The 25,600-nt window shown below is 56.3% G+C and carries 23 protein-coding genes; 9 read left to right on the top strand and 14 right to left on the bottom strand.

Features of this window, described 5'->3' with window-relative positions; translation table 11 throughout:
- The 8 genes from ACNQ6O_RS01435 to ACNQ6O_RS01400 form a co-directional block, all read right to left on the bottom strand.
- Window positions 1–786, bottom strand: a complete 786-nt coding sequence (locus ACNQ6O_RS01435; protein ID WP_418051469.1) for an ABC transporter ATP-binding protein — start codon at window positions 784–786, stop codon at window positions 1–3.
- A complete protein-coding gene (locus ACNQ6O_RS01430; RefSeq protein WP_418051468.1) occupies window positions 783–1,877 on the bottom strand; it encodes a FecCD family ABC transporter permease in 1,095 nt (364 codons plus the stop codon). The genes ACNQ6O_RS01435 and ACNQ6O_RS01430 overlap by 4 nt, the downstream gene beginning before the upstream one ends.
- On the bottom strand, window positions 1,874–3,022 hold the full coding sequence (locus tag ACNQ6O_RS01425; RefSeq protein ID WP_418051467.1) for an ABC transporter substrate-binding protein: 1,149 nt from the start codon (window positions 3,020–3,022) through the stop codon (window positions 1,874–1,876). Before ACNQ6O_RS01425 ends, ACNQ6O_RS01430 begins: the two co-directional genes overlap by 4 nt.
- Window positions 3,023–3,030: 8 nt before the next feature.
- Entirely contained in the window at window positions 3,031–4,998 is a 1,968-nt protein-coding gene (locus tag ACNQ6O_RS01420; protein WP_418051466.1) for a TonB-dependent receptor domain-containing protein, read from the bottom strand.
- A 123-nt stretch (window positions 4,999–5,121) separates the two neighbouring features.
- Window positions 5,122–5,826 (bottom strand): response regulator transcription factor, encoded by a 705-nt coding sequence (locus ACNQ6O_RS01415; RefSeq protein WP_418051465.1) that lies wholly within the window; start codon window positions 5,824–5,826, stop codon window positions 5,122–5,124.
- 70 nt (window positions 5,827–5,896) lie between these two features.
- The gene (locus tag ACNQ6O_RS01410) at window positions 5,897–6,511 is read right to left on the bottom strand and encodes a DUF4202 domain-containing protein (protein WP_418051464.1); all 615 of its coding nucleotides are present in this window, start codon (window positions 6,509–6,511) and stop codon (window positions 5,897–5,899) included.
- Between the two features lie 39 nt (window positions 6,512–6,550).
- Window positions 6,551–7,168 (bottom strand): glutathione S-transferase family protein, encoded by a 618-nt coding sequence (locus tag ACNQ6O_RS01405; protein ID WP_418051463.1) that lies wholly within the window; start codon window positions 7,166–7,168, stop codon window positions 6,551–6,553.
- 18 nt (window positions 7,169–7,186) lie between these two features.
- Window positions 7,187–8,164, bottom strand: coding sequence for an META domain-containing protein (locus ACNQ6O_RS01400; protein WP_418051462.1), 978 nt, complete (start codon window positions 8,162–8,164; stop codon window positions 7,187–7,189).
- Window positions 8,165–8,336: 172 nt separating this feature from the next.
- Here ACNQ6O_RS01400 and ACNQ6O_RS01395 point away from each other — a divergent pair, with 172 nt between their 5' ends.
- From ACNQ6O_RS01395 to modC, 6 genes are all read left to right on the top strand, one after another.
- Entirely contained in the window at window positions 8,337–9,074 is a 738-nt protein-coding gene (locus ACNQ6O_RS01395) for a glutathione S-transferase family protein (RefSeq protein WP_418051461.1), read from the top strand.
- Window positions 9,075–9,182: 108 nt separating this feature from the next.
- Window positions 9,183–10,157 (top strand): sterol desaturase family protein, encoded by a 975-nt coding sequence (locus ACNQ6O_RS01390; protein ID WP_418051460.1) that lies wholly within the window; start codon window positions 9,183–9,185, stop codon window positions 10,155–10,157.
- Entirely contained in the window at window positions 10,123–11,055 is a 933-nt protein-coding gene (locus tag ACNQ6O_RS01385) for a lysophospholipase (RefSeq protein ID WP_418051459.1), read from the top strand. Before ACNQ6O_RS01390 ends, ACNQ6O_RS01385 begins: the two co-directional genes overlap by 35 nt.
- Window positions 10,989–11,795: a molybdate ABC transporter substrate-binding protein gene (gene modA / locus ACNQ6O_RS01380; RefSeq protein ID WP_418051458.1), complete on the top strand. Its 807-nt coding sequence runs from the start codon at window positions 10,989–10,991 to the stop codon at window positions 11,793–11,795. Before ACNQ6O_RS01385 ends, modA begins: the two co-directional genes overlap by 67 nt.
- A 15-nt stretch (window positions 11,796–11,810) precedes the next feature.
- Window positions 11,811–12,488, top strand: a complete 678-nt coding sequence (modB, locus tag ACNQ6O_RS01375; RefSeq protein WP_418051457.1) for a molybdate ABC transporter permease subunit — start codon at window positions 11,811–11,813, stop codon at window positions 12,486–12,488.
- Window positions 12,485–13,567, top strand: a complete 1,083-nt coding sequence (modC, locus tag ACNQ6O_RS01370; RefSeq protein WP_418051456.1) for a molybdenum ABC transporter ATP-binding protein — start codon at window positions 12,485–12,487, stop codon at window positions 13,565–13,567. Before modB ends, modC begins: the two co-directional genes overlap by 4 nt.
- 57 nt (window positions 13,568–13,624) lie before the next feature.
- On the opposite strand, the gene crp is transcribed toward modC, so the two are convergent.
- Window positions 13,625–14,266 carry a cAMP-activated global transcriptional regulator CRP gene (crp, locus tag ACNQ6O_RS01365; RefSeq protein ID WP_114335439.1) on the bottom strand — a complete coding sequence of 214 codons (642 nt, stop codon included), beginning with the start codon at window positions 14,264–14,266 and terminating at the stop codon, window positions 13,625–13,627.
- Window positions 14,267–14,472: 206 nt separating this feature from the next.
- Between crp and ACNQ6O_RS01360 the strand changes: the two genes are divergently transcribed.
- Both ACNQ6O_RS01360 and speD read left to right on the top strand, forming a co-directional pair.
- A complete protein-coding gene (locus tag ACNQ6O_RS01360; RefSeq protein WP_418051455.1) occupies window positions 14,473–14,895 on the top strand; it encodes an OsmC family protein in 423 nt (140 codons plus the stop codon).
- Between the two features lie 232 nt (window positions 14,896–15,127).
- Window positions 15,128–15,919 carry an adenosylmethionine decarboxylase gene (gene speD, locus ACNQ6O_RS01355; protein WP_418051454.1) on the top strand — a complete coding sequence of 264 codons (792 nt, stop codon included), beginning with the start codon at window positions 15,128–15,130 and terminating at the stop codon, window positions 15,917–15,919.
- 33 nt (window positions 15,920–15,952) lie between these two features.
- Here speD and ACNQ6O_RS01350 read toward each other — a convergent pair whose 3' ends face one another.
- Both ACNQ6O_RS01350 and ACNQ6O_RS01345 read right to left on the bottom strand, forming a co-directional pair.
- Entirely contained in the window at window positions 15,953–16,819 is an 867-nt protein-coding gene (locus tag ACNQ6O_RS01350) for a phosphoribulokinase (RefSeq protein WP_418051453.1), read from the bottom strand.
- Window positions 16,820–16,840: 21 nt separating this feature from the next.
- Window positions 16,841–20,566 (bottom strand): DUF1631 family protein, encoded by a 3,726-nt coding sequence (locus tag ACNQ6O_RS01345; RefSeq protein WP_418051452.1) that lies wholly within the window; start codon window positions 20,564–20,566, stop codon window positions 16,841–16,843.
- Window positions 20,567–20,822: 256 nt separating this feature from the next.
- On the opposite strand from ACNQ6O_RS01345, the gene ACNQ6O_RS01340 reads away from it, so the two are divergent.
- Complete coding sequence (locus tag ACNQ6O_RS01340) at window positions 20,823–21,827, top strand: aminopeptidase (RefSeq protein WP_418051451.1); 1,005 nt, start codon at window positions 20,823–20,825, stop codon at window positions 21,825–21,827.
- Here ACNQ6O_RS01340 and argA read toward each other — a convergent pair.
- Genes argA through ACNQ6O_RS01325 form a run of 3 tightly spaced genes read right to left on the bottom strand, consistent with a single transcriptional unit; the run spans window position 21,801 to window position 25,595 of the window.
- Window positions 21,801–23,108 carry an amino-acid N-acetyltransferase gene (gene argA, locus ACNQ6O_RS01335; protein WP_418051450.1) on the bottom strand — a complete coding sequence of 436 codons (1,308 nt, stop codon included), beginning with the start codon at window positions 23,106–23,108 and terminating at the stop codon, window positions 21,801–21,803. The two genes, ACNQ6O_RS01340 and argA, sit on opposite strands and share 27 nt — an antisense overlap.
- A 52-nt stretch (window positions 23,109–23,160) precedes the next feature.
- Window positions 23,161–24,330: an acetylornithine deacetylase gene (argE, locus tag ACNQ6O_RS01330; protein ID WP_418051449.1), complete on the bottom strand. Its 1,170-nt coding sequence runs from the start codon at window positions 24,328–24,330 to the stop codon at window positions 23,161–23,163.
- A 20-nt stretch (window positions 24,331–24,350) separates the two neighbouring features.
- Entirely contained in the window at window positions 24,351–25,595 is a 1,245-nt protein-coding gene (locus ACNQ6O_RS01325) for an acetylornithine deacetylase (protein ID WP_418051448.1), read from the bottom strand.
- Between the last annotated feature and the right edge of the window lie 5 nt (window positions 25,596–25,600).

The following is a 25,600-nucleotide window of genomic DNA, read 5'->3' as shown; positions in this document are numbered from 1 at the left end:
TCAGCGAACACTGGCGGGCAACGGGCGGTCCGCCAGCACAATGGGTTGGCCCTGCGAGCAGCGTTCAATGCGGGCTTCAATGCCGTAGGTGTGCGCCAGCAACTCCGGCGTTAACACCTGTTCTGGCGCACCGAGCACAGCTTGGCCACCGGGCGATAAAACCAGAACCTGATCGCAATAGCGCAGGGCCAGGTTGAGGTCATGACACGCCACCAGAGCAACCGACTTAGCTTCGGTGGTGGCATCGCGCACGGCGTTCAGAACGTTCAGTTGCCAGTGCAAATCCAGCGCACTGGTGGGTTCATCCAGCAGCATCAGCGGGGTCTGGCGCACCAATACTTGAGCCAGACCCACCATTTGCCGCTGACCACCAGACATTTCCGACAGGCGCCGCAAGGCGAGTTCGCGAATGCCCAGCGTGTCGAACACGTTTTCAATGGCCTGTTCGGTCTGTTCACGTGTCCAGTCGCCCCGAGCGGAACGGCAGGCGCTGAAAACGGTTTCGTAAGCCACCAGCGGAATGGCCTGCGGCAATGGCTGAGGTAGATAGCCAATTCGATGAGTGCGCTGGTAGGAACTCAGTGCCGCCAGGTTTTCTCCGGCAAAAGTCATGTCACCGGAAATTGGCAGCAACCCGGCGATGGATTTCAACAGAGTGGATTTACCCACCGCGTTTGGGCCGATCACCGCCACTAACGCACCTGCCGGTATTTCCGGTAAGGACAAATCACTGAAGACCGACCGATTTCGATAGCCGGCGGTTACCGATTGCAGTTTCAACGTCACAGCGCGACCCTCCGACTACGGCCAATGATCAGCACGATGAACAGCGGAATACCCACCAACGCAGTGACGATGCCCACGGGTAAGACCACCCCGGGCACCAGTAATTTGCTGGCAATGGACGACAGCGACAGCAACACCGCCCCGGCCAGCGCACTGCCCGGGAGCAAAAAACGGTGATCTTCGCCGAGCATCAGGCGGGCAATGTGCGGCGCCACCAGACCGATAAAACCGATTTCGCCCACAAAGCACATGGCAGCGGCGGTCAACAGGCTGACCCGCATGAGCACGGTCAGGCGCAGCCGTTCAACGCGAATACCCAAACTGCGCGCCTGCTCTTCGCCACTGCGTAGAAGGGTCATAGCCCAGGCGTTGCGCAGTGAAAACGGCACACAGACCGCCAGCACAAGCGCAACAATCAGGACTTTATCCATGCTCGCCCGGGCCAGGCTGCCCATGGTCCAGAACACGATTTGCTGCACGGATTCGGCATCTGCAACAAACTGAATCAACCCCACCACGGCGTTAATGCCAAACAGCAAGGCAATACCGAACAGCACCACCGCATGCACTGAAGCGCCCAACGTGCGCGACAGAATCAGAATCAGCAACGATGCCACAGCGGCAAACACAAACGCCGACAACGGCAACAACACGTGGGCGGCCAGCCCCAGAAAAGAAATATTGAAGGCAATGACTAGGGAGGCGCCCAGAGTGGCGGCGGCCCCCACGCCCAAGGTGAAGGGGCTGGCCAGCGGGTTGTTCAGCACGGTTTGCATCTCCGCACCGGCGAGACCAAGACAAGACCCGACCACTACGGCCATCAGTGCGTAGGGCAAACGAATGTCTTCAATGATGACCCGGGTGCCGGCATCGATGCTGTCCGGGTTCAATAGTCCATGGATAACATCCCCAAGCCCAAGCATGGACGGCCCGCTGGCGATATCCACCAGCAAAGCCACCAAAGCGGTTACGGCCAAGGCAGCCAGACACACAACCCGGCGCAAGACAAAACGACGGTATTGGGCGGCCAGTGAGGTTCCCGGGGCTGAGTTATCCACAGCGCGATTTGACGATGGAGTCACGGCGCTCATTCGCGGGCCTCCTGTGCGCTAACCCAATAGACCCCATCCAGCTCGACTGGCTGGAAGCGTTGGTAAAATTCCGCCAGCGTCGCCTCCGGGTTCAGGTCGGCGAGGGCTTCCGGATGAAACCATCGAGCCAGCGCCTGAACGGCAACGACGTTCATCGGGGTGTTGTAGAAATGGTGCCAGATAGCCATCGCACGACCTTCGCGAATAGGCTCTACTGCACGCAATCCGGGTCGGTCGGTGGCCTGAGCCAGCGACGCCAGGGCCATTTCCTCATCGATACCGGCACCGAGCATCACGTAACTGTAGTCAGCGTCAGAGCGGGCGTACTTGCGCGACCCGATGGCCGTCGCTACGTAATAATCCGGCGGGTTGCTGATCAGGTATTCCAGATTCAATACACCGCTGACACCTGGCACCTTGCCCTCGGCAATGTTGCGCGCGCCGGCGGCTTGGAGGAAGTGCCCCATCATGCCTTCCACCATGGTTTCACAGCAGCTGTCGTGCAGGCCCAAGCGGCTGTGCAGGAACACCTGGGGTTTTTCCGATTCCGGAATCTGCTCAACCACTTCGGTGACTTTCACCAGCTGTTGCTGATAGAACTGATTGAAGGCTTGCGCTTCCGATTGCCGACCGAGCACTTCGCCCAACAAGGCCATGCTCTTCGGGGTATTCACCAGCGGGTTCTGCCGAAAATCGATAAACACCACCGCTATGCCTGCCCGTTGCAGCTGGTCGATCAGCATTTGGTTGCGCGCACCGGGGCCGTGACCTTCCAGACTGAAAATCGCCAGATCTGCTCCCATGGCGAGCACGCTTTCCAAACTGAAACTGTCAGCGGAGGTATGCCCTACCCGCGGCACATCCGCCAGCGCGGGGAAGGCCTTCAAGTATTGGGCATATCCGCCGGGGTCGGTCATTTCGAAATCGGGCAGCATGCCCACCAGGCGATCAGGCAAAGCATCCCCATCCAGAATAGCGAGCGCCGGGATGTAGCGGCTTTCGCCCAGCACAATGCGGTTGACCTCATCGGGAAGTTCAACCGAACGGCCGGCCAGATCGGTGACCGTGCGGGCTGCCAGAGAGAGGTCGGCCCACAAACAGAAAAGGCCGCCCAAAAGGGCGGCTAGAACTCGGGTGCGTAACATCAGTGGCCTCAGAAACGCATGGCCAGACCAAGGCGAACATCCCGGCCCGGTGCGGGCAAGCCAACCACGCCTTCGTACCCGGCTATGTGCTCGTAATTGGCGTTGCTGGCGTGATCAAGATACTGCTTGTCTCCCACATTTTTAACCGCCAGGGTCAGGCGCAAATCTTCGTTGCCAGTAGGCAGCCAGTTCACGAACAGGTCATGCACGCCGTAGCCCGGTTTGTCGATGGTGCCCACTGACGTTTCCAGGTTGTCGATGCCCTGCACAAACTGGCCCTGCCAGCCAAACTCGAGATTGCGGTTCCAGCGGTAGGCCAAATCCGCCACCCAGGTGTCACCGATGGTGTTGCCGAGCAGGTTATGTTCGTAAACGGTCAGTGGCTGGCCATCCACTTCGGCATCGTTGCTGTGGAAGCTCAAGCCTGCGCTCAGGGCGTCCCACTGATAGCCCGCGGATATGCGGTAGCCGTCGGATTCCAGATCACCAATATTCTCGTAAATGGCAGGGCCGAATAGAGCGTCCGCGATGGCATCTTTTACTTCAGAGCGATACACCTCCGCCGACAGGGTGAAGTTCTGATACACGTAGTCGAAGCCCACTTCGGTGTTCTTCGCCTTCTCGCCTTTCAAGTCCGGGTCGTTCTGGCCGCGGTCAATCTTGAACGCATCGTGAGGCATGGGGCCACGGAAGGCTTCGGCGTAGCCGGCTTTCAGGGTCAGGCCATCTAGCACGTGCCAGGCGAGGCTGGCATTGGGGCTGACAGCATCTTCACTGAACTTCTGGTCGTTGTTGTCGCGCAGAGTGTAATCGTCGTAGCGGGCGCCGGTACTGAGCAATAGTTGCTGGGTGAGCCACAAGTCCGCCTGCAGGTAGATCCCCAACACATCACCCGTTTCTTCTTCAGCACGCTTGTCGGTTTCACCACCAGCATTCACTTTATCTTCCCGGTAGTCGACTCCGTAGGTCAGACTGTGGTCGCCTAGCTGACTGGTATTGCGCAGGTCACCTCCGATGCTGCGGCTGAACCCGTAGTAGCGTCCCCAACGGTCGTCCACATTCTGCTCGACTTCAGATTCGGTCTGGTACACGGTGAACTCTGCATCCACCCAAGGATTGCCTTCCGGCGCCACACCATAATTCAATGTGGTGGTATCCCGGCGGCCATCCAGGTCGTACAGCTTGTTGAAGCTGCTGACCGCCCACTGAGGGCGCTGCGGACGCTCGCCTTCATCCGTGCGCACCTCATGACTGAGGCGAAGCGTCTGGCCATTGCCAAAATGCCCCACCAATTTCGCCATGCCCATTTGCTGGCGAGCATCGGTACCGGGTACTTCATCACCGTTGCCATCTTCATAGCGCTCGTGGTCACTTTGGCTGACCGACACCAGAGTGCTCCACTGCTCGTTCAGGCGGCCAAAAATCGTGGTGTTCGCACTGTAGCCCTTGGTGTTCGAGAAGGAGCCCAATTTCACCAGTGCACCTACATCCTCACCCTCACGTAGCAGATCTTCGGGATCTTTGGTCACGAAGCGAATGGCACCGCCCAGCGCGCCTGCACCCGCCGTGGCTTTGCCGGCACCGGTGTCAACTTCCACCCGCTTCAGCAAATCCGGATCAACAGCAATTCGACCAGTGTGATGGAACAATACGCCCGCCTGAGTAGCGCCATCCACACTGACGTTCAGCAGCGGGTCTTCAAAACCACGCACGTAGACCTTCTGAGCCACGCCCACTGAACCACCCACACTCACTTCCGGCTCGCCAGCGAAGACATCTTCAAGATCATCCGCTTGGAAGCGCTCAAGCGCTTGTGCGTCCACGACCGCGTCTGATTCTTTCGTACGCTCCGCAGTGACCTGAATGGGGTCCAGCGTGACGGGTTCAGCCTGCGCCAACGGCGCGGCTAATAAGGCCAGCCAGAGGGCACTGCGGCGAAATTGTGTGGGCTGTGCAACCGAGGAAGAAACTGCCATAACGACCATACTCCATTATGATAATGATTCGTATTTGGCACGCATTCTCGATAACTTGTGTCGCTAAGGGAACCGGTTTTACATTTGTTACATCTTTACCTCGATTCACGACCGGGATATGACCTACAAGAAGCAATACCCTTTGCCGTGAACCGTTTGCAGCCGGTCGCCCGCCACGCCGGCCTCCACCAACTTGCGGCGAATGCGGCTCAGGTGCATGTCCAGACTGCGGTCGTATCGACTGAATTCTTTTTCGAGCACCACTTGATAGAGATAGGGCTTGCTCAGGGGTTCACGTTGATGCAGCACCAAAATCCAGAGCAAACGAAACTGAATGGGGGTCAGGCTTACCTGCTGCCCCTTATGGGCAACATGCATGGTTTGCCGGTCTAGGTGTAACTCCCCTACCGAGAGGGTAGGTGGCTCAGCGCGGTGATCACTATCACCACGGGTACGCCGCAGCAGGGCTTCAATTCTCAGGAACAATTCTGTGAAGCTGAAAGGCTTGGGCAAGCAATCATCAGCGCCTTGTTGATAGCCCCTGATGCGCTCGTCTTCGGCATCGCAGGCGGTCAACATCATGACGGGGGTCTGGCAGGTTTTCCGAAGCCGTTGCAGCACTTCGAAGCCGTTCATTTTGGGCAAAAGAACATCCAGGAGGATCATATCCAGCCGCTGTCCCAAAGCCGCAACCAAGGCCTTATCACCCTCATGGCTTTGCAGGACCCGATACCCGCGAGAGGCTAACTGGCTTGCCAGCTGCTCTCTCAGCAACGGGTCGTCCTCGGCGATCAGGATCTTGGGGGTGTTCTTGGCAGGCACAGCCATTTATTGACATCCAATATCAAATGATAATGAATATCATACTCACCACCCTTGTCTACCTCAAGTGTCGTGATTATTCGCCGGTTTCAGACAAGGCTTCTTGCAGTAACGCCAATAGATGCGGCGGCAGGTTGCCCGCCAGCTGCAGCGCAGCCTCATGGCCCCGGGGGGTCATTTTGCCCCAGGTACGGCGCACGATGGTGAGCCACTTTTCCCGATCGTAGTCCGGATTTTCATCGTAGAACTGGGCAAAGTAACGTTCCAGAAACACCATGCAGGCCACATCTTCCAACAACTGGGTGTCTGGGTCGTTGCGCAGTTCGCGCTTGGTCAGGATGGTTTCTACGCGCTCGCACTCTTCCTGCGAATAGCCACAGTCGGCCATGATTTCCGCCGCGCGCCGACCGTGCATACGGCCACAAGACTGACGCCACTGGTAGTAATTCTTCCGGCCTTCTCCGAAATCACTTCTCGGTATGGTCCAACGTTCAATGTGCTGGGCACGGCAAGCAATCTGCATCCGCTCGGAAGGCTCCGCCTCCAAAGCAAACAACCAACGCGTCATGTGCAGGCTATAGGCGTATTCCTTGGGTAATTCTTCGCCCTCGACCTGTTCAATATTCGGGTCGGCCCGATTGGCCCGATCAATGGCCTCAAGGGCCTGCGTTAGCTTTTTCGTTTGAGTCATTTCTGATCCTTATAGCAAGCGGATGCAGCCGCTTATCACTTATGCCTGAGCCGACGGCCGCGCTTTGATGCGATCGTACCAGGCCAGCAGGTTAGTTTGCTCCGGCTTGGGGCGAATATTCACGACGCGAGCAAAGGCGACGGTGGTAAAGGCGTTGATGTCTGCCGCGGTAAATTTATCGCAGCAGATATACTCTTTGCCTTCAAGGTGTTTGTTCAGGAAGTGCATGAACTTTTCCACACCCAGCCCGCACTCTGCACCCCATTCTTTGATCGGGTTCATGCGATCTTTGAAGTACCCGGTGGTGTGCTGAAAGCACATGCCGGTGGGCATGAAGAAATACAGTTCGATCCAACGCAGCCACTGCTCAATCTGGGCTTTCTCCAACGCGGTTTCACCCAGCAGTTTCGGCGTGTCGGGGTAATTTTCTTCAAAGAAGCGGCAGATGGCCATGGTTTCTGCCAGGCAGGAGCCATCATCCAGCTCCATCACCGGGACTTTCTTCATCGGGTTCCGGGCTTTGAATTCCGGTGTCAGGTTTTCACCCTTTTCGATGTCTACTTGCACGAACTCGGCTTTATCCAACAGGCCTTTTTCAGCCATAAAGATACGGACGCGGCGCGGGTTAGGTGCACTTTTCGTTTCGAAGATCTTCATATTGTTGTTACCTTCGTTTTAGGGGTTTTCGATATCCGACTTATAAGCCTTGATGGTGTCACCGGATTGCGTTTTCAGCAACAACTCACCGTGACGGCCAATGTGGCCGGACACCACTTCCGACATCAGTGTCAGGAATTTCTGCTCTTGGTTCATCAAGGATTCGTGGCACGCCATCATGGTGCTGCCCATCTGGCCGAAGGTCAGGCTCTCGCCGGTCAGGGAGTAGTTGCCCATGTACCGGTTACACGAGGCGCGGCCAGAAATCCGGTTTTCGTCATGGAAGCGGATCGTCATCATTGAACGATCAATAATGCCGTCTCCGGCCAGATCTTCAACGACCCATTCAGCGCCCTGGAACAGTCGCTCACGATCGCCACCACACCCTTCGAAGGTGTTGCCATCCACGGTCAGGCGAACCTGCGCCGGATACTGGGCCCCGGACATGGGGTTTTCACACAATTGGTGGGCAACAGACACTTCAATTTCGCGTTCATCGACCTTGCCTTCATAGTCACGCCCGTGGCGGTTAGCAACCGTCTCACGCAGCCACACACCTTCCAAAACTTCGCCATCGTACGGGAGGGTCAAGTCCATCTGGTTGTTCGCGATCTCAGCCGACCAGTTAGGCTCGGTACCCATTGCTTTGAACGAGGATTCGATAGCGCCCGGCTCCAGACATTCGGGCAGGGTATTGCCTTTCAGAGTTAGCGTGGCGCGCTCTCCCTTGGCCCAAAACCGTGTTTGGGTGTCTCCCGGCGCGACGTACAAGGCGCCTTCATCCGTCGGAGAGGGCCTGAGCAGTACACGCCGGTTCAGGTATTCGATACCCAGAAGTCCACTTTCTTCAACTCCCGCAACGTTCAGGTCTAGCTGGCCGCACTGGTACACCCCGTAATCCGACACACTTTTAACTTCGGGCTTGGTGGCACAAGCTGATACAGCAAAACCTGCCGCGACTACGGCAGAAACAAAAAGGGCGCGGCGCAACAACATAAAGACATCCTCTGAAATGACAGACTGTAGCAAGCTAGTTTAGTGATTCCCGCTCGTTTTAACCATGACCATCCTGTCAGTCACCCGGTGAGCCCTTTTCTTGCCCACCTTGCCATGGGAATTGGCTGAAAGTCGGGGTAATCTTGGCCAAACTCTTTACGGAAGACCTTTCATGGCCATAAAACTCTACCAATTCTGCATATCCCACTACGCCGAAAAGGTCCGCTGGGCTTTGGATTACAAGGGCATCAATTACCAAGCGGTGAATCTGCTGCCCGGTCAGCACGTTAAAACCATCAAGCAACTGACCAAGGCCGAGTCATCCGTGCCGGTGCTGGATCACGATGGCCACATTGTTCAAGGATCCTCAGCTATTCTGGACTATCTTGAGAAAACCTTCCCGGAACGGCCCCTGACACCCGAATCCCCGGAAGCGCGGGAAGAAGCGTTGGCTTGGGAGAAGAAGTTGGACGACCTGGCCGGCCCGGCCATTCGCACCTGGGTCTACCATTACTTCCTGCAGCGTCCGAAGGTGGTGATCCCGCTTCTGGCCGCCGGCACTCCGTTTTACAACAAGATCATGCTCAGCCTGGCCTTCAGCCGGGTTGATGACATTATGCGCAAGTGGATGAAGATCAATCAAACCACCGCGGATGCCTCCCAGCAGACTCTTGAAGACCTGCTCACCGAGTTGGCCGAGGTGTATGGCAAACAGCCCTACCTTGCCGGCGACCGATTCTCCCGCGCGGACCTGACCGCTGGCGCCTTGCTGGCACCGTTGTTCCAGCCAGAGCAGTACCCGGTGCCCTGGCCCAAGCCCGCGAAAGTTCCAAAGCCGGTTCAGGCGGTTTTGGCCGAGTGGCAGGACATCGTGGCACCCGTTGAAGAGATGTACCGTAACAACCGATAACCGCAGGGGCTGTCGCAAAGCGCCACTCACAATGGCGCTATAGGACATCGGAAATACCCGGGCACGTGCCATGATATAGCCTGAATAATAACCAACATGGGTTTTGTTATGGCTCTGATCGATATGATGCATTCGGTGCTTGAAAACAGCGGTCTGCTCGCACTCTGGGAGACGCTGGCCCCTTGGTTAGCGCTCGATGAGAGGCAGCTGATTTTTGTAATCGCCACCCCGGTCTTCATTGCCGTGGCGGTTTGGGAATACCTGAAAATCCGCCACAATCCGAAGCTGATGGATGTGCCCGAGGCGATCCGCAATTTCATGCTAGGCGCAGGCTATCAGACCACTGAGCTGCTGTTTGCCGGGATTATTGCGTTTCCGGTGTATGCGCTGTGTTACCACTATCGCCTGTTCGACATCGAGCTGAACGCCTTCACGGCGGTACTGACCTTCATCGGCGTGGACTTCTGTTATTACTGGATGCATCGTTCCAGCCACCGCATTCGCTGGTTCTGGGCCGCCCATGTGGTGCATCACTCATCCGAACGCCTGAACTTTTCCACCGCGATGCGCCAAAGTGCCACCAACATTTTCAACGGTAACTGGGCGTTCTACCTGCCCATGGCCTTGCTCGGCTTCAATCCGGTGTGGATCGGCGTGGCCTACGCGCTATCTCTGGTGTATCAGTTCTTCATTCACACCACGTTGATTCATCGCCTTCCGGCTGCGGTGGAATGGGTGTTCAACACGCCCAGCCATCACCGCGCTCATCACGGACGGAACAGACAGTACATCGACCGGAACTACGGCGGCGTTTTGATCATTTGGGACCGTCTGTTTAACAGTTTCGTGCCAGAGAGCGATGACCTGCCGCCGACTTACGGCATTCCCCGACAGGTACATTCGAACAATCTGCTGGTGTTGTGGACTCACGAATATGTGGATATGTTCCGCGACATGGGCAAACCGGGCAGTCTAAGCTCTCGTTTAAAACATTTATGGAAACCGCCGGAGTGGCAACGCCCGGTTTCACAGGAACCGGTTACACACTATGAACCAGCACACTCTGAACCTGACCGCCGCTGACGGCCACCGGATTACCGGCACTCTGTTTCAGCCTAAAGCACCCGCCGCTTGCCTAGTGATCAGTCACGGCATGGCCGAGCACGGCAACCGCTACGCCGCGCTCGCGCAGTGGCTGGGCGAGCATCGAATCGCAGTGGTAAGCTTCAATCATCGGGGCCACGGCCCGGACTGTTCAGAAGCCGATTTAGGCCACTATGCCGACAGTCAGGGCTGGGCCAAGGTGGTCAGCGATCTCGGACTCGTCGTCGACCATGCCCGAACCACCTTCCCTAACCTGCCCCTGAGCTTACTGGGCCATAGCATGGGCTCGTTCATTGCTCAGAGTTATACACAGCAACAAGGTGCTTCCATCGATGCGCTGATACTGAGTGCATCCAACCGCATCAACAAAGCGGAGCTGGTACCCTCGCGCTCACTCATTGGCTTAATTAAACTGATTCGCGGCAAACGTCACCAAAGTAAACTGATCGCCAATCTGACGTTTGGCAAGTTCAATCGCATGTTCCGGCCTAATCGCACCGACTGTGACTGGCTCAGCCGGGATGAACAACAAGTTGATCAATACTTGGCCGACCCGTTGTGCGGATTCGAATGCAGCACCGGGCTGTGGCATGATTTCCTCGGCGGCATGCTCTCGATTAACCCGGAGTTATGGCGCAAAGACCTGCCGATACACCTGTTTTCCGGCAGCGACGATCCCGTCGGTGAAATGGGCAAAGGCATCCGTCAGCATTTTCAAACGATCCGCGAAGCCGGCATTCAGAAAGTGACCTTCCGGCTTTTCGACGGTGGCCGCCACGAGATGCTGAACGAACTCAACGCCGAGGATGTATGGCAACACCTGCTAACGTGTATTCCTACCGCCCAACCCGTGTGCGCCGAACCCTTGTCGGCCTGATCACGGCCTGCTTCGTACTAGCAATCGGCCCCGCCCGGGCCGAGCAAGCCACGGTGGCCGTGGCCGCAAACTTTACCGGCACTATGACGAAGCTGATTTCGCTCTTCGAGCAGCAAACCGGGCATCAGGTTCAAGCCAGTTATGGCTCTACCGGCAAGCTCTACGCCCAGATCCGGCACGGCGCGCCCTACGATGTCTTCCTGGCTGCCGATTCAGAACGCCCTCGCCTGTTGGCCGAACACGGCGTGGCCGTTGTCAGTTCACAGTTCCCCTACGCAGAGGGTCGGCTGGTGCTCTGGAGTCGCAATCCGGATCTATTCCGCGATGGCCTGCAGTATCTGCAGAGCGAGCCCGAGCGCTTGGCGATCGGCAACCCCAAAACCGCGCCCTACGGCATCGCTGCGATCGAGGTTCTGGAGAATCTCGGGCTTGCCGACTCACTCAAGCCGAAACTCGTGAGTGGTGATTCCATTGCTCAGACGTTTCAGTTTGTCGCCACCGGCAATGCGCACGCCGGCTTTGTGGCTCAAGCTCAGGTGCGAGCTTGGAAGGGAAGCAAAGAATCGGCGTGGCTGGTGCCAAAAACACTGCATCAGCCCCTTAGCCAACACGCCATTTTGCTCAACCGGAGCGCGAGTAACGCCGCAGCTCTGGCTTGGCTGCAGTTTCTGAAAAGCGTTAAAGCACAGGCGATCATTCGTGAAGACGGGTACGATATCCCGCAACAGTCCAATCACTGAACTGGCGGAGATTTCATGAGCCCGGAATGGCAGGCCGTTTGGCTGACGTTGAAACTTGCAGGCATCACCACCTTACTGCTGCTTTTTATCGGCACCCCCATCGCTTGGTGGCTAGCCCGCACCCAGCACTGGCTGCGCCAACCTATTGCCGCGATCGTGGCACTACCTCTGGTGCTCCCCCCTACGGTACTGGGTTTTTACCTGCTGATCGTAATGGGGCCAGATGGTGCCGTTGGCCAACTGACAGAAAGTCTTGGCTTGGGTCTGCTACCGTTTACCTTTGAAGGTTTGGTGGTGGCATCGGTCATTTACTCGCTGCCCTTTACCGTTCAACCCTTACACAATGCCTTTCTGACTCTCAACGAAAACCTGCTTGAGGCCGCGGCCACGCTTCGCGCCTCAGCCTGGGACCGTTTCTTGTCCATTGCGATTCCGTTGGCACGCCCGGGATTTCTAACCGCTGCGGTGCTGAGCTTTGCCCATACCATCGGCGAATTCGGCGTAATCCTGATGATTGGCGGCAACATTCCCGGTGAAACCAAGGTGCTGTCGGTCGCTATTTTTGATCACGTGGAAGCACTGGAATACACACAGGCTCATTGGCTGTCGGCTGGCATGCTGGCGTTCTCCTTTGTGGTGCTGGTCACCCTGTACACTCTGAACGGACGCTTCCAGCCGGGAGTGGTGCGATGAGCGATTCCAATCATATTCAGGCCCGATTTAAGTGCCACTTCGATGATTTCACACTCGATGTACACCTCAATCTGCCCGGCTCCGGCATTACCGCCATTTTCGGCCATTCCGGCTGCGGGAAAACCACCCTGCTGCGTTGCATTGCCGGCTTGCAGGCTGCAAAAGGCCATCTTTCGGTGCTAGGCCAACTCTGGCAAACCGCCAGCCACAGTTGGCCAGTACACCAAAGGCCTTTGGCGTACGTGTTTCAGGACACCAGTTTGTTTCCGCACCTGTCGGTTCGCAAAAATCTGCTGTACGGCTACCGCCGGGTGCCAGCCGAACAACGTAAGATTACCCCGGAACAAGTCTACGACTGGCTTGGCCTAACACCGCTGCTGGATCGCATGCCGGACCGGCTTTCCGGGGGCGAGCGCCAGCGTGTGGCCATCGGAAGAGCGCTGCTGACCAGCCCTCGCTTGCTGCTGATGGACGAGCCTTTGTCAGCGCTGGACCAGCAAAGCAAACTAGACATACTGCCCTATCTCGAACGCATGCGAGACACTCTGGAGATACCGGTCCTCTATGTTTCCCATTCCACCGCAGAGGTCGCGAGATTGGCCGACCATATTGTGATGATGGATCGCGGACAGATAGTCGCCCAAGGGCCGCTTCAGGAAACGCTGGCCCGAACGGATCAACCATTCCGACTGGAAGAAGACGCTGGCGTGATTCTGAATGGGGAAATAGCGGAAGTGGATGTACGCTGGCAGCTGAGCAAAGTGGTATTCAATGGCGGAGAACTTTGGCTGCGCCATCACGACCACCTGAATACGGGCATGTCGGTACGCATCCAAGTGTTGGCTCGGGACGTCAGTATTTCCTTACATGAACACCGTGACCAAAGCATTCAGAACCTGCTGCCGGCAACGGTCGATCACATTGCCCGGGAAGTGAGGCCCGGCATCAGCCTGGCTCGATTGCTGGCGGGAGGTACTCCGTTTCTCGCCCGGTTGACCTCGCGCTCGGTGCATCAACTTCAGCTTACCCCGGGGCAGCGGGTGTGGTTGCAGATCAAATCGGTGGCTCTGGCAGACTAACGCCCACAAAAAAGCCGCTGCGATGCAGCGGCTTTCAGTTGATTCTGCCTAGGCCAATCAGCGTGTGCCGTAAACCACCATGGTTTTACCTTTAACCTGCACAAGCCCTTGCTCTTCCAGCGTTTTCAATACTCGACCCACCATCTCGCGGGAGCAACCCACAATGCGGCCAATTTCCTGACGAGTGATCTTGATCTGCATACCGTCCGGGTGCGTCATGGCATCCGGCTCTTTGCACAAATCCAGCAAGGTACGGGCTACCCGACCGGTCACGTCCAGGAAGGCCAGGTCGCCCACTTTACGGGTAGTCTGGCGCAGACGAGAGGCCATCTGCTCACCAATGAAATACAGAACTCGAGGATCCTGCTGGGCAATTTCGCGGAATTTGGTGTAGCTGATTTCAGCCACTTCGCATTCAGTTTTGGCTTTGACCCAAGCGCTGCGCGAATCCATGTTGTCGAACAGGCCCATCTCACCGAAAAAGTCGCCGGTGTTCAGGTAGGCCATGATCATTTCGCGGCCATCATCGTCTTCAATAATGACGGTAACCGACCCTTTAACGATGTAGAAGAGAGAGTCACTTTTATCGCCCGCATAAATGATGGTGCTTTTGGCTGGGTATCGCCGGCGATGGCATTGGGATAGAAAGTAATCCAGATGTTTGGTTTTCTGCTCAACCGGCTTGATGATAGTAGCCATAATGCGAGACGTGCCTCCTCAGCGTAATGCCGATCCTGATCCTTGTTATATCCCCGCTTTTCCCTGCAGGTTACGGGTTTTCTATTTAGCCACGCAACTTATAACAAGATGGCTGCGCCGGGGCAACTCGAATGCAAAGGCGTGGGTTTCCGAAAGTCTGTGCTAGCATCCGTGCTCATCACCGATTCAACATGGGAGAACCGCACATGAAAGCAACCGTAGACTGGACAGGCAATGTCAGTTTCAAAGCCACCAGCGGCACCGGCCACAGTGTACAGATGGACGGGCCACCCGATCTCGGCGGGCAGAATTTGGGGCCCCGTCCCATGGAAATGCTGCTCATGGGTGTCGGCGGTTGTTCTTCTTTTGACGTCATGTCCATTTTGCAAAAAAGCCGGCAAGAAGTGACGGCATGCCACGCCGAACTGGAAGCCGAGCGGGCCGATGCCATACCCGCTGTTTTCACCAAGATTCATCTGCATTTTGTGGTAACCGGCCATAATCTGAAAGAAAAGCAAGTAGAACGGGCGGTTAGCTTGTCTGCCGACAAGTATTGCTCGGCGTCTATCATGCTCGGCGCGGCTGGCGTGGAGATCACCCACAGCTTCGAAATTCGAGCTGCTGAATAAGTTCGTAGAGCCCCGCGAGCCGCAGCTTTGCGGGGCATTTTCGGGTAGTGAAAAAAAGTCGCGGCAAACACTATCCATTGGCATATGCGGTATGCATAATACGCACCTTTCTCCGCCGGTCTGCGCAAAAGGTGAACAATATGTTCGCCGGGTCAGTAGTCGGTGGCGGCCTCGGTAGGGGGAGTCACCTCACCCTGTCACCATTCATCTCCACTCAACGGAGGGGCTGAGCATGGAATCAAAACTCCAACTGCACGGTTTTAACAATCTGACCAAATCCCTGAGCTTCAACATCTACGATATCTGTTACGCGCAGACCAACGAGCAACGTGAAGCTTACATCGACTACATCGACGAGATGTATAACGCCGAGCGTCTGACTCAGATTCTGTCTGACGTTGTCAAAATCATTGGCGCGAACATTCTTAACATTGCCCGTCAGGATTACGAACCTCACGGCGCATCTGTCACCATGCTGATCGCTGAGCATGACGTGGAAGACTGCGAAGAGAATTACGACGAATCGCCGGGCCCGCTGCCAGACACGATCGTGGCCCATCTGGACAAGAGTCACGTGACCGTTCACACCTACCCGGAAAGCCACCCTCACGATGGCGTCAGCACGTTCCGTGCAGATATCGACGTGTCGACCTGTGGTTTGATTTCACCGCTGAAGGTATTGAACTACCTGATTCACAGCTTTGATTCCGACGTGGTCACCGTAGACTATCGGGTACGCGGTTTCACCCGCGATATTGATGGCACCAAGCACTACATTGACCACGACATCAATTCGATTCAGAACTATCTCACTGAAGACACCCAGAACGCCTATCAGATGATCGACGTGAACGTGTATCAGGAGAACCTGTTCCACACCAAGATGATGTTGAAGGACTTCAACCTCGACAATTACGTGTTTGGCACAAACGCGAAAGAGCTTGATCCTACTGAAGCCAAGTCCATCGAAGACCGGCTACGCCGGGAGATGCTGGAAATCTTTTATTCCCGTAACGTGGAATGATCGCATTGAGAGGCAGCCTTGCATGGCTGCCTCTCAAGCAAATGCCTTACCTGCCATTAGCTTCTGAACCATGGGGCGCACAATCAAATCCATAGCCAAAGGCATTTTCGTGCCCGGGATCACCAAGGTGTCGTGCCGGGACAAACGGCTGTGGGGAATCGCCTGCAACAACCAGCTGAAGTCCACACCAGCAACTTCACGAAAATGAATTACCAACATGCTTTCGTCTTCACTCGGCACTTCCCGAGCAATGAATGGGTTGGATGTATCAACTAACGGAACGCGCTGAAAGTTGATATGAGTGTGGGAGAACTGCGGCACGATGTCTTTCACGTAGTCATCCATGCGGTTAATGATGGTCTCAACAACCGCTTCCTGACTGTAGCCTCGCTTGTTTGTATCCCGGTTGATCTTCTGTATCCATTCCAGATTCACGATGGGCACCACGCCTATCAACAAATCCACATACTGGACCAGGTTGTAGTTCTCGCTCACCACACCGCCGTGCAGCCCCTCGTAAAACAGCAGATCCGTGTCCGCCGGTAACGAACTCCAAGGCGTGAAAGTGCCCGGCTTGTGGCCGGCAGCTATCAGATCGTAATCTTCATCGTGCACATACTGGCGGCAACGGCCATTGCCGGTGTGACTGTAGTCGTACAGTAGCGCTTCCAGTCGGTCGATGTGATTGGCCGCAAGGGCGAAATGGTTGCGCTCACCAAACTGGCCTTTCGCGGCCAGCCGGGCCATCTGCTCACGGGTATAGCGATGAAAGCTGTCACCACTGACCATCGCGGCATTGATATCTTCTCGGGCGAACAGCCGGGCAAAAATCTGACCGGTGGTACTGGTGCCAGCCCCGGAGGAGCCGGTCACCGCGATAATCGGGTGACGCTTAGACATAAAAAGCAGAATTCCTGAGGGTCAGATCAAACTGTTCAATAGTTTGGGCTTTTCGATCACGAAGCCCTGAGCATAGTCCACGCCCAACTGCGCCAGCTTATCCAGAACCTCACGGGTTTCAACCTGGGTGGCTACCACTTCCCGCTCCATAAAGTGCGCCATATCAACCATCGACTTGACCATGGCCTGATCGGTCGCGTTTGTCGCCAACTGACGAGTGAAGGCACTGTCAATTTTGATCAGGTCAATCGGCAACGAGCGCATGAACTCGTAGGAGTTAGGGCCGGTACCAAAGTTACCGAGGCAGAACCGGCACCCAAGCTCTTTCATTTCTCCAATAAACCGAGCGACGGCCTGCACATCGTGAATGGCTGAGGCTTCGGTCAGCTCAAACCACAACCTTTCGATCGGGGCGTCTTTTTCGCTGAGTTTTTCGTAAATGAATTCGAGAAGGGACTGCTCGTTCAACGAGTGGCCGGAAAGGTTAATGCAGATACCGCCAACATCCCGCGCATCCGGTTTTTTCTCTCGCAGCCAATCCAGCATGTGGCCGACAACCCAACGGTCGACCGCCTGCATCCGATCATAACGCTCTGCCATGCGAACGAGATCGCGGCCGGTAACAAGTTCGCCGCTATCGTCGTACATGCTGATCAGGATTTCATATTGAGCCGACATGCGGGCGTCCGAATGCAACGGGATGATCTTCTGGCACCGCAGCAACATACGGTCATCTGTCGGGTCACCCAAGTTGGCGACACGGGCGGCAATTTGATCCTGACGCGCCTGATCCTCGTTATCCTGACTGTATACGGAAATGTGCCCTGTGCCGCCACGCGGTGCGGCAGACAGCACCTGCTCGGACGTTCTCAACCAGCGTTCGGCGGAGGTTACTGCCGGAACCGCCGGCACAATGCCGATGTTGGCGGTCAACTCATAGGCTTTGCCATCAAAGCTGTATTCTCCGGCCTCGATGGCACTGACAAGTGACTTGGCAACCGTTTCCGCCTGATCATCCGGTACCAGCATCGCAAACTCGGCGCCTTCAATACGAGACACCGGCATGCCTTCATCGACGCGTTTGCACAGGATGTCGGCCACCTGTTTCAGGGTTTCTTCGGCGGCTTTCTGGCCAGCCACATCACTCAGCAAGCGGAAGCCTTTCAAATCCAGATGCAGGAGCGTGCGGGCGGATTCTTTATTCGCCAGCTGCTGTTCCAGCATACGCTCAAATTCGCGGCGGTTAAGCAGGCGCGTCAGATCATCATGAGTCGAGACCCAAGACAGCTGGTCGTAGACGTTCCGAACCATGCGATCAATGCTTTCATCCACTAAGGGTTTCTCATACTGGCTGTCCAGAATAATGGCACCCTCTCGCATTTTGCGCGCCAATGCGATCACCTCCAACTCGACCACACGCATGCCCTGATGATTCACGAAAACATAGCGCGAAAAGTTATCGGCAACCCAAACCAGCCGAATGTAGTGCGGCTCATCGGATTTGCTTTGGTCTTTAAACCAGTCCCCGACCTTCAATTGCTGGGCGCGATTGATCCAACGCTGGAGGCTCTTCATTTCCCGTTCATCAGCAGCCGACTTTGTGGACTGCTCCGACTGGGACTTCGGCATTTCGACCAAATCCAGAGGTTCACCAGGCTGGCGAACCATCAGCTGCTTCAACTCATCCCGTATCTGGGACGACGGCGTGCGGTTGCTGGAAATCGAGGCCAAACCGTCCTGAATCAACCTCAAGAGTTCGGGCAAATTACTGCTGTTGCCGGGGCTTTCCGCATACGCCATTAACGAGTCAATGACGGCCAGGTAATCCTGCCAGAGTTGCCCCTCTTCCCCCTGCCGTATCCAGGTCAAAGACAAGAGATCTCGCCAGCCGCCTTCCAACAGGCTCACAACGGCCTTGGGTACCTTGCGGCCGGCCAGTTTTTCATCCAGTGCTGCGGCCACCGCGGCTTTAGATTCAGCCACCTTCTGTGAACCCTGGGCCGCCGCCGTCACGCGTTCTACATTGCGGCGATAGGCTAGGTTCTGGCGTTCGATCAGCGTATCGAGTTCCTCGACAGCTTCATCAAAAATAACGGTATCCTGGTCAAAATCCGTCGCTATACGCTGTACCAGTTCATCGACCTTACGCTGGACCATAGGGTTCGGACGAGCGCCTTTCACGCCGATTTGCGCCAAGCGGTTCATCACGTTCCGGACCGGGCTGGACTGATCCTCAAAAAAGCCGGGATCACGCATAACCACTTTAAGCACCGGAACCTGCAGTTGACGCATTTTGTCTTGGGCATAACGGCTGAGTTTCGGGCTTTCGGTCACACTGCGAAAGAACCGATCCACAACATCCAACGCGTCTTCGCTGTCTTCGTTCAAGCGCGCATTTTCAACGCTGCCTTTCACCTTGGCCACAACCCGCTCTTTGAGCGGAACATCGGGCTCATTCAGATCAGCGGCCTGAATTTGGAGTTCTTGCAACTCTTGGTTCAGCTCACTGCTGGACAGAGGACGAGCATCGGGTTCGAACGATTCTGATGCAGACTCTTCCCTTTCGGAGCGGCTTAGCTTCAGGGACGACAACAGATTCCGGACCGTTGCGAACGCCGTCTGCGCATGTTTGGAGTAGCCACTGAACTCACCTGAAGCCCGGGACTGGGATTTGTCCTCGGTCTTGGCCGGCGACGGTTTCGGCTCTTCGTTCTTTTCTTTGGGTTGCGCCGGTTTAGGCGTAACCCGCTCGGCCGCTTGTTCACTGAGGTATTTCGTTAAGTCGAGGTCAGGCAGCACACCGTGCCTGATAAGAATATTGTTCAGTTCGCGATAAAGCGGGGCCAGCTGGCGAATCACGGCTTGCTCAAAGACTTTCAGACAAACCTTTTCAACGTCTCGGTTCACCTTCAACTGCACCAAGGCATGGTGGAACGCTTCGCAAACCAGCGCGGGCCCTAGCGGATTATGGTGACCGGTTCGATTGGAGATGCCCAGATGATCCAACCGCAGTTTGAGCTCAAGCAGATCTCCCCGGTACATGGTGTCTGCACGAGTGACCATGACCTTGACCGCCAGCCAGTCTTCGAATTCGTTCTTATCGACCACCGACAAGAGCGCGCCGGGCGCACCTTTTGGCTCGGGCTTTAAAGGGGACTCCAAACTTCGGGCCATGTGATGCCACAGCACCCTCTGGCGACCTTCTATCTGCCCGGAGGCATCCATATATTCATTGGCCAACTGATCGTTGGGAGCGTTCTGAGCCGCGGTTTTTAGAGCGTCCACCGTGTTTACAAAACAGGCGTCCATCAAAGGCTCAATGAACTGGGTTATCACGCGCGCACATTGGTGCAGCACAAACTGAACCCTATCGCTGGGCGCTTGCAGTGACGATCGGCTTTGATTGTTGCCACTACCGCACAGCCGTATTAGCGCCTCAATCGCGTCCGGGCTCGAACGCACAAACGAGACCCCCATAGCGCGTTCAATTCGCCGCGCGGGACGAACATGCAACTCATGGTGAGCGTTGCTATCCAAGCCACGAAAGCGCACAACAACTTCTGTCGGCTCAGACCGTTCAAACGCACGATCAAGCTTGGTAGAGGTTTGGCCGGAATAACGTATGTACAGACCTTCTGCACAGAAATCGGCTATTTGGCATGGTAATGACTCACCGCTACCCACATCGATTTGAGCAGCGAGTTTGATTGGCTGTCGGGGGCTACTGCGTCGTTCTCTCGGATCCATCAATAATTAACCAGTTATAGAGCCGGTTCCGCCACCGGGAGGTAAAATCCCGGCAAATGTCCCTGTTTAGGTGGAACGTACCACCCGCGATGAAATCGGTTAAAGTGGCCGAAGGGAAATCCTGCAACCCGGCCCGGGTAAAGACAAAATGCCGTATCCGAGCCCACACTTCACCATAACATTATGATTTATGAAACAGCTTAGTCAGGTCTATCTCATTTTGCTACTGTTGGCAGCACTTCAAGGCTGCTCATCAATGAGTTACTACAAACAGGCCATTTCCGGCCATGTTTCTTTAATGATGCGTAGCGAGCCTGTCGATGACGTCATGCAACAACCCCACACCCCGCCCGAGCTGTATCAGGCGCTGTCTGTCGCCCAAGCTGCCCGCACCTTTGCGGACCAAACGCTCAAACTGCCGGTTGGCGGCGCATTTTCCAGTTTTGTTCCGCTCAAGCACCCATGGGTGGTGGTCAATCTGGTGGCGGTGCCAGAGTTTTCCCTGGCACCTAAGCAGTGGTGTTATCCGCTTGTCGGCTGTCAGGCCTACCGGGGCTATTTTGATCTGGCGATGGCAAAAAAAACGCAGAGGCACTTCGACAACAACGGGTACGACACGTTTATCGGCGCCGTAACGGCTTACTCCACTCTGGGCTGGTTTGACGACCCGCTGCACACGGGCTTCACCAGCCTTGCCGAAGACAGGATGGTTGCCCTGATGTTTCATGAACTGGCCCATCGTGTGGTCTATCTGACTGGCGATACGGCCTTCAACGAGAGTTTTGCGACGGCGGTTGAGTTGGAAGGTTTGCGTTTGTGGCTGGAACGTCAGGGCCAACCGGAGGTATTCGAACGCGCACTGAAGCAGCTGGAGCACCGCAATCGCACGCTTGAGCTGGTAGGTGAAGCCAGTGAGACGTTACGCCGGCTTTATCAACAGCATGGTGAACTTGGTCTAGAGCAACTTAGGGTGCGTAAGCAGGAGACGCTGGACGAGCTGGCAGGCCGTTACGAAGCCCTGTCGTCGCAATACCCGGACCCCGGGCCATTGGGCTCGGCGCCGGTGCAGCTTAACAACGCAAAGCTGGCGCTGTTTCAGCAGTACAACCAGCATGTTCCGGCGTTCAGGCAGTTACTCAGGGAATCCGGGTTTGATTTCGAGCGGTTTTACGAGGCGGCTTCCCGACTGTCAGAACAACCGGAACCCAAACGCCAGAAAACCCTCAAAGCACTGTCAGAGCGGCTTCACGAACACCTTTGATTTACGGAGCGGGTTATAGACTGCCAATTTGGGACCCGGTAAATTCTCCACCGCTGTCGGCTCAAACCCTCGCTCCCGGAACCAGTGTTCGGTTTGGGTGGTCAGCACAAACAGCTTCTCAATGCCCTGCCCCCGGGCCTGCTTTTCGATCATCATGAGAATGTCATCGCCGCGCCCTGCGCGCCGATAGGACGGATCCACCGCAAAGCAAGACAGCTCTCCGGCCGCTTCTTCCGGGTAGTGATACAAAGCCGCACAGCCAACCACTGTGCCGTCCCGCTCTGCCACCACGAATCGATCGACCTCGGTCTCCAACATTTCACGGGACCGACGTACCAGTATGCCCTGCTCTTCCAAAGGCTGAATCAATTCCAGGATTCCGCCGATGTCCTCCACCCGGGCCGGGCGAATCTGTTCGTAATGGTCACCACTGACCAGGGTGCCGGAGCCATCCCGGGTGAACAGCTCTTCCAACAAAGCGCCGTCTTCGGCGTAGCTGATGATGTGAGCGCGGCGCACGCCTTTGACACAGGCATCACAGGCCGCTTTCAGGAGGACAGCGTCGTGACCGGTGACGTTGTTGGCGTTCAATCGCTCCGTTGCCTGATGGGCACCCAGTTCCCGAATAAGCGAGCCATCTTCGTCCAGCAAGCCTTCGTCGTCGATGAAGACAATCAGTTTTTCGGCTTTCAAGGCAGCGGCTACTTGGCTGCCCACGTCTTCGTACGACAGGTTGAACGCGTCACCGGTCGGTGAGTAGCCCATGGGCGGCAGCAGCACGATGTGCCCCTGCTCAAGCAGCCTCTCGATACCCGGGGTATCAATCCGGCGCACCCGGCCGGTGTAACCGAAATCGATGCCATCCAGCACGCCCACCGGTTTGGCGGTGACGTAGTTACCGCTGCTGACCCGAATTCTGGCGTTGTGCATGGGGGAATTCACCAGCCCCATGGACAGCTGGCTTTCCAAGTATGCGCGCAAGCCGCCAATGGCTTCCATGACCAGCGGCAAGTGATCATCCGGCGTGATCCGCAGCCCACGCTCGAAGGTGGTCTCCAGACCGGCGTCTTCCAAACGTGACTGGATTTGCGGACGGCCACCAAACGCCACGACAAGGCGCACACCCAGGCTACTGAGCAACGCGATGTCGTGGATGATGTTGATGAAGTTCCGGTGCTCAATGGCATCCCCGGGCATGGTCAACACCACGGTACGGCCCCGATGGGCGTTTATGTACGGAGATGAGTGGCGAAACCCATGCAGCCAGTCGTTTGATTTCAATCCGGTCTCCCTTTTGAATCCTTTGTGCCCGGTTTCATCGGCCACACGTCTGTTACAAACAATACTGTTTTATCAATCCACGCAGAACATCGATGGTCGGCTGCAATTGCGACAATTCCAGAAATTCGTCCGGCTGGTGGGCCTGATCAATCGAACCCGGCCCCATCACCAACGTTTCCAGCCCAAGCTTTTGCAGCCACGGTGCTTCTGTTGCGAAGGCAACCGCATGGGCCTTGTGGCCAGTCAGGGCTTCACACGCTTTCACCAGCCCGGCATCTGCCGGCGTTTCAAACGGGGGCACGCCATCAAACAGCGGCTCAAAAGTCAGGCTTAGCTGGCGTCGCTCGGCCAACGGCTGGATGCGACTCAGAATTGCCTGGCGCAGGGTTTCCATATTCATGCCCGGCAACGGGCGCAAGTCAAAGTGCAATTCACACTGGGCGCAGATACGATTCGGGTTATCGCCGCCGTGGATACAGCCCAGGTTCATGGTTGGCACCTGTACCGCAAAATTCGGATTTCGATATTGTTCCTGCCATTCGGACCGTAATGCCAGCAATTCCGTCATGGCTTCGTGCATGCCTTCCAAAGCATTGCGGCCAAGATCTGGATTAGAGGAGTGGCCCGACTGCCCCTGAAACCGCAGCCGCTCCATCATGATGCCTTTATGCATCCGCACAGGCCGGAGTCCGGTCGGCTCACCAATCACGGCATAGCGTGCCTGAGGCTTACCCGCTTCGGCCAAAGCTCGGGCACCGTTCATCGAGCTTTCTTCGTCTGCGGTTGCCAGGATGATCAACGGTTGTTGCAACGGCTGGTCAATAAAGGTTTTGGCGGCTTCGATAGCCAGTGCGAAGAACCCCTTCATGTCGCAGGTGCCCAGCCCGTACCAACGGCCGTCTTTTTCGGTCAGGGTAAAGGGGTCTGTCTGCCAGCGCTGATCGTCGAACGGCACGGTGTCGGTATGGCCGGACAACACCAGGCCACCGGGGCCACTGCCTAGCGTGGCAATCAGATTGTACTTGCCGGGCATACCCGGCACTTCAAGAATTTCAATGGCGAAGCCCAATGCTTCCAGCCACTCGGCCAGTGTCCGCACGACAGCTTCGTTGCTGTGATCCCAATCCGGCGATGCACTGCTGATGGACGGCAAGGATATCAGCCGAGCCAACATGTCGTGAACGCCCGGCACCCGGTTTTTCGTATCCGTACTTTGCACCATGCCCGCCTCCCGGCTTTAGATCAGTTTGCCCGGCCCCTCCGCCAGACTTCGAAGCGCTCAACCGCGCGAATCAGCAGAGGGTAAGCCACTTCGCCGCCGGCAATCATACGGGCCACTTCAAGCTCCCGTTCACCGACCCTCACTAGCCTGCCCTCAACCGACTTACCATTAGAAAGCGTTACCCGCACCGTTTGCCCCTGCCACAAACTGGCGTTTTCCACAGGCTCCGCAAACCATTGCACGCGGCTCGATGTTTCAGGCTGAGTGACCGGCTCGTAGGCTTCGGGAGCAACCACAGGTGCTACAGGCTCGATTCTGGTTAAATAAACATCCGGCACCTGAGCGCCGTTATACATCACTTGCCAAGCGGCCCGGGGCTGCTCTTCGGTTCGCATTGGAATCCCGAATGTCTCGTTGCCCGGATTGAAGCCGAATTGGAGCTCGCCCCCTTCGGTCAACCACTGGCGATAAAGCGCAATCAGCTGCTCACTGGCTTGATAGCCGCGCCCTTCGATCGCTCGCGCCAACGCTTTCGCAGCCGTGACACTCCATTCATTGACGGTCAGGCCGGTTTCCCGGGAGCAGTATGCTGAAATACGGCGCATCAACCCACCGTCCCGCAAGGTGACCTCGGCCGGCTCTTCATAGCTTGTAAAATCGATACCCGTTCGTGAGAAGCTCAGGCGCGCGCCGGGCCAGTTAAGCTCCAGACTCCCCATAGCGGTGGTGTACAATTCTGCCTGGAGGCCGTTCCGGTTTTGAGCCAGCCGAAAATCGCCACCAATCGCATCGATGCCCATGCGTTTCAAATCGCCACTGCCCAGATGCTGTCTGGGATCTGGCGCGCAGGCCAAGGCAATCAGGGGAGCACTGGCCGACGACTCGTTAACATTGTCAGTCACCCAGTTCCGGAACATGGTTGGCTCCAGCACCATGCGAGCCTGTTCGACGACCAGGGTCCAGTTGCCAGTCATGGTTCCAGGATTGGCCAGCCCGGTCACCAATGCGACCGGGGATTCAGCATCAAGCTCAACCAGCCCCATACTCAGAGGCTGAGTCAATCGGAAGTCGAGCCAGCTTGCGCCTTTCAGCAACAAGCGCCCGTCCAGAGCAGAACCGATCTGCCCCCGCTCGAGAACACCGATGCGGGATAATTCGGTGCGTGCTTCCGCCAACCGCTGATCCGCCAGCCACCAGACTCCGGCTTTGTAGCCAGCAAAAGCGAGCAAACTGAATACAACAAGAAAAGACAGCAGACGCTTCATCCAAT

This window comes from Marinobacter sp. SBS5 (assembly GCF_048285575.1).
Taxonomy (GTDB): domain Bacteria; phylum Pseudomonadota; class Gammaproteobacteria; order Pseudomonadales; family Oleiphilaceae; genus Marinobacter.
The sequence above is the reverse complement of the archived record's forward strand: the minus strand, read 5'-3'. Positions and strand labels throughout refer to the sequence as shown.